General features: G+C 44.5%; 6 protein-coding genes, 2 tRNA genes and 3 rRNA genes. All 11 read left to right on the top strand.

Annotated elements, in window-relative coordinates; all coding sequences use genetic code 11:
• Nucleotides 1–166: 166 nt before the first annotated feature.
• The 11 genes from QUE35_RS07120 to atpC all read left to right on the top strand — a co-directional run bounded on the left by QUE35_RS07120 (nucleotide 167) and on the right by atpC (nucleotide 11,386).
• A 16S ribosomal RNA gene (locus QUE35_RS07120) occupies nucleotides 167–1,695 on the top strand.
• A 116-nt stretch (nucleotides 1,696–1,811) separates the two neighbouring features.
• Nucleotides 1,812–1,885, top strand: a tRNA-Ile gene (locus QUE35_RS07115).
• A gap of 16 nt (nucleotides 1,886–1,901) precedes the next feature.
• A tRNA-Ala gene (locus QUE35_RS07110) sits at nucleotides 1,902–1,975 on the top strand.
• A gap of 123 nt (nucleotides 1,976–2,098) precedes the next feature.
• A 23S ribosomal RNA gene (locus tag QUE35_RS07105) occupies nucleotides 2,099–4,974 on the top strand.
• A gap of 88 nt (nucleotides 4,975–5,062) precedes the next feature.
• Nucleotides 5,063–5,173, top strand: a 5S ribosomal RNA gene (gene rrf / locus QUE35_RS07100).
• Together the 16S, 23S and 5S rRNA genes with 2 tRNA genes alongside form the textbook arrangement of a ribosomal RNA operon.
• 723 nt (nucleotides 5,174–5,896) lie before the next feature.
• Nucleotides 5,897–6,247 (top strand): NADH-quinone oxidoreductase subunit A, encoded by a 351-nt coding sequence (locus QUE35_RS07095; RefSeq protein WP_009318536.1) that lies wholly within the window; start codon nucleotides 5,897–5,899, stop codon nucleotides 6,245–6,247.
• Nucleotides 6,238–6,825, top strand: a complete 588-nt coding sequence (locus QUE35_RS07090) for an NADH-quinone oxidoreductase subunit B (RefSeq protein WP_009318537.1) — start codon at nucleotides 6,238–6,240, stop codon at nucleotides 6,823–6,825. Before QUE35_RS07095 ends, QUE35_RS07090 begins: the two co-directional genes overlap by 10 nt.
• A 19-nt stretch (nucleotides 6,826–6,844) precedes the next feature.
• Entirely contained in the window at nucleotides 6,845–8,473 is a 1,629-nt protein-coding gene (locus tag QUE35_RS07085; RefSeq protein WP_022389621.1) for an NADH-quinone oxidoreductase subunit D, read from the top strand.
• A 35-nt stretch (nucleotides 8,474–8,508) separates the two neighbouring features.
• Nucleotides 8,509–9,585: an NADH-quinone oxidoreductase subunit NuoH gene (gene nuoH, locus QUE35_RS07080; RefSeq protein WP_022601211.1), complete on the top strand. Its 1,077-nt coding sequence runs from the start codon at nucleotides 8,509–8,511 to the stop codon at nucleotides 9,583–9,585.
• Between the two features lie 47 nt (nucleotides 9,586–9,632).
• Nucleotides 9,633–11,144: a F0F1 ATP synthase subunit beta gene (atpD, locus tag QUE35_RS07075; RefSeq protein ID WP_022601210.1), complete on the top strand. Its 1,512-nt coding sequence runs from the start codon at nucleotides 9,633–9,635 to the stop codon at nucleotides 11,142–11,144.
• 8 nt (nucleotides 11,145–11,152) lie between these two features.
• Complete coding sequence (gene atpC / locus QUE35_RS07070) at nucleotides 11,153–11,386, top strand: ATP synthase F1 subunit epsilon (protein WP_022389619.1); 234 nt, start codon at nucleotides 11,153–11,155, stop codon at nucleotides 11,384–11,386.
• Nucleotides 11,387–11,405 lie beyond the last annotated feature (19 nt).

Genomic DNA, 11,405 nt, shown 5'->3' with positions numbered 1-11,405 from the left:
TTTTTTGGAGAATAAGAATGAAACCCTTAGATTTGCAGTCCGTTTCTGAATGAGAAAAGCAAGCGATCCTTGAAGAAATTACAATAGACAAAAAAAGTAGTACGAGACGAGTAAAAGTCTCCGTCACGAGCCAGCAGGTTGTGAAAAAGAAGTAAAAAGAAATCATACAACGAAGAGTTTGATCCTGGCTCAGGATGAACGCTAGCGACAGGCCTAACACATGCAAGTCGAGGGGCAACATGGTATCAGCTTGCTGATACCGATGGCGACCGGCGCACGGGTGAGTAACGCGTATGTAATCTACCTGTAACAGAGGGATAACCCGGAGAAATCCGGACTAATACCTCATAGCACATATTATTCGCATGAATTTTATGTTAAAGAGACTCGGTTACAGATGAACATGCGTTCCATTAGCTAGTTGGCGGGGTCACGGCCCACCAAGGCAACGATGGATAGGGGTTCTGAGAGGAAGGTCCCCCACACTGGTACTGAGACACGGACCAGACTCCTACGGGAGGCAGCAGTGAGGAATATTGGTCAATGGGCGGAAGCCTGAACCAGCCAAGTCGCGTGGAGGAAGACGGCCCTACGGGTTGTAAACTCCTTTTACCTGGGAATAACGGGCGCTACGTGTAGCGCTGTGCATGTACCGGGAGAATAAGCATCGGCTAATTCCGTGCCAGCAGCCGCGGTAATACGGAAGATGCGAGCGTTATCCGGATTTATTGGGTTTAAAGGGTGCGTAGGCGGAAGAATAAGTCAGCGGTGAAATGCTTCAGCTCAACTGGAGAATTGCCGATGAAACTGTTTTTCTAGAGTATAAAAGAGGTATGCGGAATGCGTGGTGTAGCGGTGAAATGCATAGATATCACGCAGAACCCCGATTGCGAAGGCAGCATACTGGGCTATAACTGACGCTGAAGCACGAAAGCGTGGGTATCGAACAGGATTAGATACCCTGGTAGTCCACGCCGTAAACGATGAATACTAACTGTTTGCGATATAATGTAAGCGGTACAGCGAAAGCGTTAAGTATTCCACCTGGGGAGTACGCCGGCAACGGTGAAACTCAAAGGAATTGACGGGGGCCCGCACAAGCGGAGGAACATGTGGTTTAATTCGATGATACGCGAGGAACCTTACCCGGGCTCAAACGACAGGGGAATAATCCCGAAAAGGATTAGCCAGCAATGGTCGCTGTCGAGGTGCTGCATGGTTGTCGTCAGCTCGTGCCGTGAGGTGTCGGCTTAAGTGCCATAACGAGCGCAACCCTTACCGGTAGTTACTAACAGGTCAAGCTGAGGACTCTACCGGGACTGCCAGCGCAAGCTGTGAGGAAGGTGGGGATGACGTCAAATCAGCACGGCCCTTACGTCCGGGGCGACACACGTGTTACAATGGCAGGTACAAAGAGTCGCGACGTAGCAATACGTAGCCAATCCCAAAAACCTGTCTCAGTTCGGATCGGAGTCTGCAACTCGACTCCGTGAAGCTGGATTCGCTAGTAATCGCGCATCAGCCATGGCGCGGTGAATACGTTCCCGGGCCTTGTACACACCGCCCGTCAAGCCATGGGAGCCGGGAGTACCTGAAGTATGCAACCGCAAGGAGCGTCCTAGGGTAATACTGGTGACTGGGGCTAAGTCGTAACAAGGTAGCCGTACCGGAAGGTGCGGCTGGAACACCTCCTTTCTGGAGCGACCTGCAAAAAAGGGCTAAAAGAGGAGATTATGTTCTCGTACTACGAAGGTCTATTGAAAGAGATACAATAAATAAGAGACAGCCACCGTTCCGGCAGGCGATTTGCCAGTCCTATAGCTCAGTAGGTTAGAGCGCTACACTGATAATGTAGAGGTCGGCAGTTCAAATCTGCCTGGGACTACCTGACAGAAGGTTAGGGGGGATTAGCTCAGCTGGCTAGAGCACCTGCTTTGCAAGCAGGGGGTCAACGGTTCGAATCCGTTATTCTCCACGAAGAAGAGATCATTGACATGTTGAAACGAAAGTAAATCGAATAAAAAAAACGAACGAGTATAACGCCGGTATATACGATACCGCACGTGAGATCGTCAGAAAAGATTTCACGAGCACGGCGAAGAAAGTAAAGAAGGGCGTATGGCGGATGCCTAGGCTCTCGGAGGCGAAGAAGGACGTGATAAGCTGCGAAAAGCTGCGGCGAGGAGCAAATATCCTGTGACCCGCAGATTTCCGAATGGGGCAACCCGGCAGGATAACCTGTCATCCCGAATAACGGGAAGCAAACGTGGGGAACTGAAACATCTCATTACCCACAGGAAAAGAAAATAACAATGATTCCGTCAGTAGTGGCGAGCGAAAGCGGAAGAGCCCAAACCGACTCTGTTTCGGCAGAGTCGGGGTAGAAGGACTGCATAAGACAAAGAAGCAGGTAGCCGAACGGTCTGGAAAGGCCGGTCAAAGACGGTGATAACCCGGTAGGCGAAACCAGCGACAGCGACAGCAGTATCCTGAGTAGTGCGGGACACGAGAAATCCTGTATGAATCAGCGGGGACCATCCCGTAAGGCTAAATACTCCCGAGAGACCGATAGCGAACCAGTACTGTGAAGGAAAGGTGAAAAGAACCTCGAACAGAGGAGTGAAAAAGACCCTGAAACCATACGCCTACAAGCGGTCGGAGCCCCTACGTGGGGTGACGGCGTGCCTTTTGCATAATGAACCTACGAGTTACTTTTGCCAGCCAGGTTAATCGATTCAGTCGAGGAGCCGAAGCGAAAGCGAGTCTTAATAGGGCGGTATAAGTTGGCAGGAGTAGACGCGAAACCAAGTGATCTACCCATGAGCAGGTTGAAGGTTAGGTAACACTAACTGGAGGACCGCACCGGTAAACGTTGAAAAGTTTTCGGATGACTTGTGGGTAGGGGTGAAAGGCTAATCAAACTTGGAGATAGCTCGTACTCCCCGAAATGCATTTAGGTGCAGCCTTCTGAATATATTTAAGAGGTAGAGCGACTGATAAGATGCGAGGGCTTCACCGCCTATCAAGTCTTGATAAACTCCGAATGCTTAAATATGAATCAGAGGAGTGAGGGCATGGGTGCTAAGGTCCATGTCCGAGAGGGAAATAACCCAGACCACCGGCTAAGGTCCCGAAATAACGGCTAAGTTGAATTAACGAAGTAGAATTGCAAAGACAGCTAGGATGTTGGCTTGGAAGCAGCCATTCATTTAAAGAGTGCGTAACAGCTCACTAGTCGAGGAGTTCTGCGTGGATAATAATCGGGCATAAGCCGTTTACCGAAGCTGTGGAATTGGCAACAATTGGTAGGGGAGCATTCCATGAGCCGCAGAAGGTTTTCCTTGAGGAATGCTGGAGGTAATGGAAAAGCAAATGTAGGTATAAGTAACGATAAAGAGGGCGAGAACCCCTCTCGCCGAAAGACCAAGGGTTCCTGATCAACGCTAATCGGATCAGGGTAAGTCGGGCCCTAAGGCGCAGCCGAACGGCGCAGCCGATGGCAGAAACGGTTAATATTCCGTTACTATGATACGGAGTGACGAGGAGACGGAGAAGTGACACTCTCGCCTGCTGACGGAATAGCAGGTTGAACGGAGTAGATAATGACATGGTAGGCAAATCCGCCGTGGCAGTCGAACCGGATAGTACTGGGCGCCCCCGGGCAACCAGATAGTAGAGGTAATCAGGCTCCCGAGAAAATCCCCTAAACATATGCGTATCATACCCGTACCCGAAACGGACACACGTGGTTGAGTAGAAAATACTAAGGCGCTCGAGCGACTCACGGTTAAGGAACTAGGCAAATTGACCCTGTAACTTCGGGACAAAGGGTCCCTCCCTGGTGGGAGGGCGCAGAGAATAGGTCCAGGCAACTGTTTAACAAAAACACAGGGCTGTGCGAAATTGAAAGATGAAGTATACAGCCTGACACCTGCCCGGTGCTGGAAGGTTAAGAGGAGATGTCATCGCAAGAGAAGCGTTGAATTGAAGCCCCAGTAAACGGCGGCCGTAACTATAACGGTCCTAAGGTAGCGAAATTCCTTGTCGGGTAAGTTCCGACCTGCACGAATGGTGTAATGATCTGGACACTGTCTCAACCGTGAACTCGGTGAAATTGTAGTATCGGTGAAGATGCCGATTACCCGCAACGGGACGGAAAGACCCCGTGAACCTTTACTGCAACTTAACATTGAATTTGGGTAACTGATGTGTAGGATAGTCCGGAGACAAAGAAGTGGATACGCCAGTATTCATGGAGTCACCCTTGAAATACGGACCTTTGGTTATTTGAGTTCTAACCCGTAGGATATGGGGACACTGTTTGGTGGGTAGTTTGACTGGGGTGGTCGCCTCCAAAAGCGTAACGGAGGCTTCTAAAGGTACCCTCAGGCCGATTGGTAACCGGCCGGAGAGTGTAATGGCATAAGGGTGCTTGACTGAGAGACCGACAAGTCGATCAGGTAGGAAACTAGAGCATAGTGATCCGGTGGTTCCGCATGGAAGGGCCATCGCTCAAAGGATAAAAGGTACTCCGGGGATAACAGGCTGATCGCTCCCAAGAGCTCATATCGACGGAGCGGTTTGGCACCTCGATGTCGGCTCGTCACATCCTGGGGCTGGAGAAGGTCCCAAGGGTTGGGCTGTTCGCCCATTAAAGTGGCACGCGAGCTGGGTTCAGAACGTCGTGAGACAGTTCGGTCCCTATCTGTTGTGGGCGCAGGAAATTTGAGGAGACCTGACACTAGTACGAGAGGACCGTGTTGGACAGACCGCTGGTTTATCAGTTGTTCCGCCAGGGGCATAGCTGAGTATCTAAGTCTGGAAAGGATAAGTGCTGAAAGCATCTAAGTACGAAGCCAACTTCAAGATGAGATTTCCCTGAAGGGTCGTTGCAGACGACGACGTAGATAGGTTGCAGATGTAAAGGCGGTAACGTCAAAGTCGAGCAATACTAATCACCCGAGACTTTCCGCTGCGAGAGCGGTATATTATGTACGATGGCGTTATACGGGATGCAGTTTAGTGAAAAGATTTACGGACGAATCGACATGTCAAAGGAAATTCAGGTGGTTATAGCGTCAGGGATCCACCTCTACCCATACCGAACAGAGAAGTTAAGCCTGACCACGCCGATGGTACTGCGTAAAAGTGGGAGAGTAGGTAGCCGCCGATTTTAGATAGGAAGGGGGAGACGAGAAAAGATCGTCTCCCCCCCTTTTTTTTATCATCCCCCTTACATTACCTGTAAAGGAGAACAGTATGAGACCTGCTTTTCTGTAATGCTTCTGAATGAAGAGAAAAACTAAACAGCAGTCTAAATTTCCCTATAAAAAATGCTATCGAATCATTTGGATATTTTTCCCGCTCTATAATGATGTTAGCGGTATCGGTACGGGGGATAAAGGCTATTTATGTGAATTCTTTTAGGGCTTTGTCCGTGCAAAATTTAGATAACAGATTCTAAGATCTTCCTTATTTATATCAAAGTGTTATTATAATTCTTTTGACTATGTTAATTGTTTCTTTTATATTGTTTCAAAGTGTCAATTTGTTATCTCCTTTTGCTTTTTGTTGAAATATTTTCTTTGTTTTTACTTATACCTTATAGAAATGTTCTATAAGTCGCAACAAAATGTCTGATTTGGATTTTTCTCAATTTCTTTAGAAAATTTCCATTTAAATAATTTGCATTGCGATTTTTTATTGTGTTACTTTGAATGCTCATTTAAAGAACCGTCTTGATTTTTGATATTTTAGTGATATTGATTATATCATGGAATTAGGTTCGGCAGGGTATATTTTACAGTATCTGAGGTGTTGTGCTTAAGATAAGTATTATACCCTTTTTCTTGTTGGTGAGTATAGATAGAGGATAGAATAATAACAAACTAAGTATATGAATTTAGCATTATTTGTCGTTGTTTTTATTACCGGGATTACTTTAGTAGCCGCTGCTATGGCTATTGCCGGTTTAATTTCTCCGCGATCATTTAATTCTCAGAAAGGCGAAGCTTATGAGTGTGGTATTCCTACTCGGGGAACCTCTTGGATGCAGTTTAAAGCAGGGTATTATCTGTTTGCAATCCTTTTCTTGATGTTTGATGTGGAAACGGTATTTTTGTTTCCCTGGGCAGTAATAGTGAGAGATTTGGGAATTGCCGGATTGATGAGTGTTTTGTTTTTCTTAGTGATCCTTGCGTTTGGTTTAGCCTATGCCTGGAGGAAAGGAGCTTTGGAATGGAAGTGAAAATAAAATCGATGAAGTATGAAGACTTCAAAGACAATGAGTATATTGAACAATTGGTTAAAAAATTGCATGAAGGCGGTGTCAATGTGGTTGTCGGTAGCCTTGATGAAGCAATTAATTGGGGGCGATCCAATTCGTTATGGCCTCTTACGTTTGCAACCAGCTGTTGCGGGATTGAATTTATGTCGGTCGGGGCAGCCCGTTACGATATGGCCCGTTTCGGTTTCGAGGTAGCTCGTGCAAGTCCTCGTCAGGCCGATTTTATTATGGTTGCCGGAACTATTGTTCACAAGATGGCTCCTGTATTGAAACGATTGTATGATCAGATGGCAGAGCCGAAATACGTAATTGCTGTCGGTGGTTGTGCCGTTTCAGGAGGTCCTTTTAAAAATTCGTATCATGTTTTAAAAGGGGTTGAAGAGATTCTCCCGGTTGATGTTTATATCCCCGGTTGTCCACCTCGTCCTGAGGCTTTGTTATATGGAATGATGCAGTTGCAACGGAAATTGAAAGTGGAAAAATTCTTCGGAGGGGTGAACCGTCAGGAAAAGAAACCGAAAGATTTTGATGAAGAATAATGATAATTGAATTCGATTCATGGGAAATATACAAGAAAAAATAGGCGCTTTTTTACCTGAGGCGATTTTTGAGGAAGGTCAATACCTTACTGTTTCGGTTCCCGCCGATAAAGTGAATGCTCTATGCCGCTTTTTGCATGATGATAAAGATCTGCAGTTTGACAATTTGGTATCTCTGATCGGAATGGATTGGGGAGAGACGCTTGGTGTAGTGTATTATCTGAACTCTACGAAATATAATCATTGGGTAATTTTAAAAGTAGAAACCTCTGATAAGGAAAATCCTCTTTTATATACGGTATCTGATATTTGGAAAAATGCCGAATTAAATGAACGTGAGGTTTATGACTTTTTCGGTATCCGTTTTATAAATCATCCGGATATGCGGCATTTGTTTTTGCGTGAAGACTGGGTCGGTTATCCTTTCCGTAAGGATTATGATGCTAATCCGGAGATTAATCCTATCCCTACAGAAAATGAATCATGCAGTGTAGATACCGTTTCTTTACGGGAGGATGCAGAAGGGCGGATTATTGAAGAAAAGCGAAAAGTTTTTCAAGATAACGATTATATTGTGAATATCGGTCCGCAACATCCAGCAACGCATGGTGTATTGCGTTTCCAAACGGCGTTGGACGGTGAGACAATTAAAAAAATTGATGTTCATTGTGGATATATTCATCGAGGAATTGAGAAGATGTGGGAGAGTATGACTTATCCGCAGACTCTTCATTTAACAGATCGTCTTGACTATCTTTCGGCTCATAATAATCGGCATGCTCTTTGCATGTGTATTGAGGAGGCTATGCAGTTGGAAGTGCCCCAGCGTGCGATATATATTCGTACAATGATGGATGAATTGATGCGTCTATCTTCTCACTTGCTTTTCTTTGCAACTATGTGTATGGACTTAGGGGCATTGACTGCATTTTTCTATGGGTTTAGAGAACGGGAGAAGATTTTGGATATTTTTGAGGATACATGTGGTGCTCGTATGACGATGAACTATAATGTTATCGGAGGGGTAATAGCAGATATTCATCCTGATTTTCAACGTAAGGTCAAAGAATTTATAAAAGAGATGCCTGCTCGGTTGAAAGAATATCATGAAGTCTTTTCTGGAAATGTGATAGCACAGAACCGTTTGAAAGGAGTAGGTTTCTTGAGTCGAGAAGATGCTATTAATTACGGTGTTACAGGTCCTTCCGGCCGAGGATCAGGATGGGCATGCGATGTTCGGAAGAGATCACCATACGCTGCTTACGATAAGGTTCAGTTCGATGAAGTTTTATATAATGAAGGAGATTCGTATGCTCGTTATATGGTACGTATGAAAGAGATTGAACAATCTTTACATATATTGGAACAATTGGTAGATAATATTCCGGAAGGTGATTATCTGGCTAAAACAAAACCGATTATTAAAGTTCCGGAAGGTCGTTACTTCAAAGAAGTCGAGGCTGCTCGTGGAGCTTTTGGTATTTACCTTGAAAGTCGAGGTGATAAGTTCCCTTATCGTCTTAAAGTTAATTCTCCGGGATTCAATCTGGTTGGAGCTGTTGATCATATGACTCGTGGGTCTAAAATAGCCGACTTGATTGCTATCGGTGGATCGTTAGATTATGTTGTACCCGATATTGACAGATAAACCGAATTTATAAACTTATATAATTGAAATATATCATGTTCGATTTTTCAGTAGTTACTCATTGGATAGATACACTGTTGCGGCAATGGTTGCCGGAGTGGGGAGCTCTCCTTATTGAATTTGTGCTGGTAGGAGTTGTTTTGCTTTTACTTTATGCGGTTATTGCTCTTGTATTGATTTATGCCGAACGTAAAGTATGTGCATTCTTCCAATGTCGTTTAGGTCCGAATCGGGTAGGTCCTTATGGAATATTCCAGAGCGTTGCCGATATGCTCAAGATTCTTATCAAGGAGTTGATAGAGATTAAACATATAGATAGATTTCTATTTAATCTTGCACCGTTTTTAGTAATTCTTTCTTCTATGTTGGCTTTTGGTTGTATGCCGTTTGGCAAAGGATTGATAGCTATAGACTTTAATATCGGTGTATTCTTTATTATGGCAGTCTCTTCGATCGGTGTATTGGGTATTTTATTGGCCGGTTGGTCTAGTAATAATAAATTTACATTGATCGGAGCTATGCGAAGCGGAGCTCAGATGATTAGTTATGAGTTGTCTATCGGTCTTTCAATGTTGACTGTCGTTGTGTTTGCCGGTACTATGCAGACATCGGGTATTATTGAAGCTCAAAATAGAGGATGGTTTTTATTTACAGGACATATCCCCATGTTGGTGGCTTTTATTATTTACCTGATTGCCGGAACAGCCGAAACAAATCGTGGACCGTTTGACTTACCTGAAGCAGAATCGGAGTTGACGGCAGGTTACCATACCGAATATTCAGGTATTCATTTCGGTTTTTATTATTTGGCCGAATATCTGAATATGTTTATTGTTTCCGGTATTGCCAGTTTATTGTTTTTAGGCGGTTGGATGCCTTTCCATATTGGCGGTTGGGATGCCTTTAACCAAGTTATGGATTATATTCCTTCTGTGATATGGTTCTTTGGGAAAACAGCGGTAGTGATGTTTATTATCATGTGGTTTAAATGGACATTCCCCCGTTTGCGTATTGATCAGTTGCTCCATCTGGAATGGAAATATTTAGTTCCGATAGGCCTGATTAATTTGCTGGTTATGACTTTAGTTGTCGTATTTGGCTTACATTTTTGATTAAATAACGGTTTGTCGCTATATATAAACAGTTAAAAAGATGAATTATGAGAGATAAATTTGGATATATAACACAGGTTATCGGTCCGGTTGTCGATGTTGCGTTCGAAGGGGAGGATAATGAGTTGCCTCCTATTTATTCAGCTTTGAAAATCGAACGTGAAGACTCTACCGATCTTATTGTGGAAGTAGAACAGCATATCGGAGAAAACACCGTTCGCTGCGTAGCTATGGACACTACCGACGGATTGAGACGCGGCATGAAAGTGATTGACTTGCAACGTCCGTTGGCTATGCCTACAGGCTCTCAGATCAAAGGTCGTCTGATGAATGTTATTGGAGAAACGATTGATCATCTCCCGAACCTTGATTATAAAGACGTACAACCGATTCATCGTCCGGCTCCCGCTTTTGAGGATTTGTCTATCAATACAGAATTCCTTTATACCGGAATAAAGGTTATTGATTTGCTTGAACCCTATTCGAAGGGAGGTAAAATTGGATTGTTTGGCGGTGCAGGTGTCGGAAAAACTGTGTTGATCATGGAAATGATCAATAATATAGCAAAGGGTCATAATGGATTTTCTGTTTTTGCCGGTGTCGGAGAACGTACTCGTGAAGGAAACGATTTACTTCGTGAAATGATCGAATCGGGAGTTATTAATTATGGTGACGAATTCAAGGCGGAGATGGAAAAAGGGAACTGGGATTTGTCTAAAGTCGATATGGAGAAATTGAACAGTTCTCAAGCTTCTTTGGTCTTCGGACAGATGAATGAACCTCCCGGAGCTCGTTTGCGTGTCGCTTTGTCTGGATTGACTGTTGCAGAGCAATTCCGCGATTCGAATGAAGGCGGAAAAGAAATACTTTTCTTCATTGATAATATATTCCGTTTTACACAAGCCGGCTCAGAAGTTTCGGCATTGTTGGGACGTATGCCTTCAGCCGTAGGTTATCAGCCGACATTAGCTTCAGAGATGGGAGTTTTGCAGGAACGTATTACTTCGACGAAGACAGGTTCTATAACCTCGGTACAGGCTATATATGTGCCGGCAGATGACTTGACAGACCCTGCTCCGGCAACAACATTCAGCTTCTTGGATGCTACTACCGTGTTGAGCCGTAAGATTACCGAATTGGGAATTTATCCGGCAGTAGATCCTCTGGAATCTACTTCTCGTATTCTTGATCCGCTAATTATCGGTGAAGATCATTATAATACTGCTCAGGCGGTGAAACAGTTGTTGCAACATTATAATGAATTGCAAGATATTATTGCCATTATGGGTGTGGATGAGTTGTCGGATGACGATAAGCTGGTAGTAAATCGTGCTCGTCGTGCACAGAGATTTTTGTCCCAGCCTTTCCATGTCGCTGAGCAATTTACCGGTATTCCCGGAGTGATGGTTCCTTTAGAGGAGACAATTCGAGGATTCAAAATGATTCTGAATGGGGAGATGGATAAGTATCCTGAGCAAGCTTTCATGAATGTCGGTACGATTGATGAAGCTATTGCTAAGGGTGAAAAGATGATGAAAGAGGCTAAGGAAAATAAATAAGTGATACTATGAATCTTGAAATTATTTCTTCAGAAGGAATCGTATTTCAGGGAGAGGTGACTAAGGTTACTTTTCCCGGGGAGCTGGGGTCGTTTACAGTATTGGAGGGTCATGCGTCTTTACTTTCGACATTAGTGCCGGGGATTATTGAATACGAGACTGGTGGAGAATTGAAGACTGTCGATATAGACGGAGGATTTGTAGATGTAAATAATAACCGGATCGCCGTTTGCCTTCGTTAAGGGGAAACAGAGTCTGGCA

It is taken from the genome of Coprobacter fastidiosus, assembly GCF_030296935.1.
Lineage (GTDB): Bacteria > Bacteroidota > Bacteroidia > Bacteroidales > Coprobacteraceae > Coprobacter > Coprobacter fastidiosus.
The sequence above is the reverse complement of the archived record's forward strand: the minus strand, read 5'-3'. Positions and strand labels throughout refer to the sequence as shown.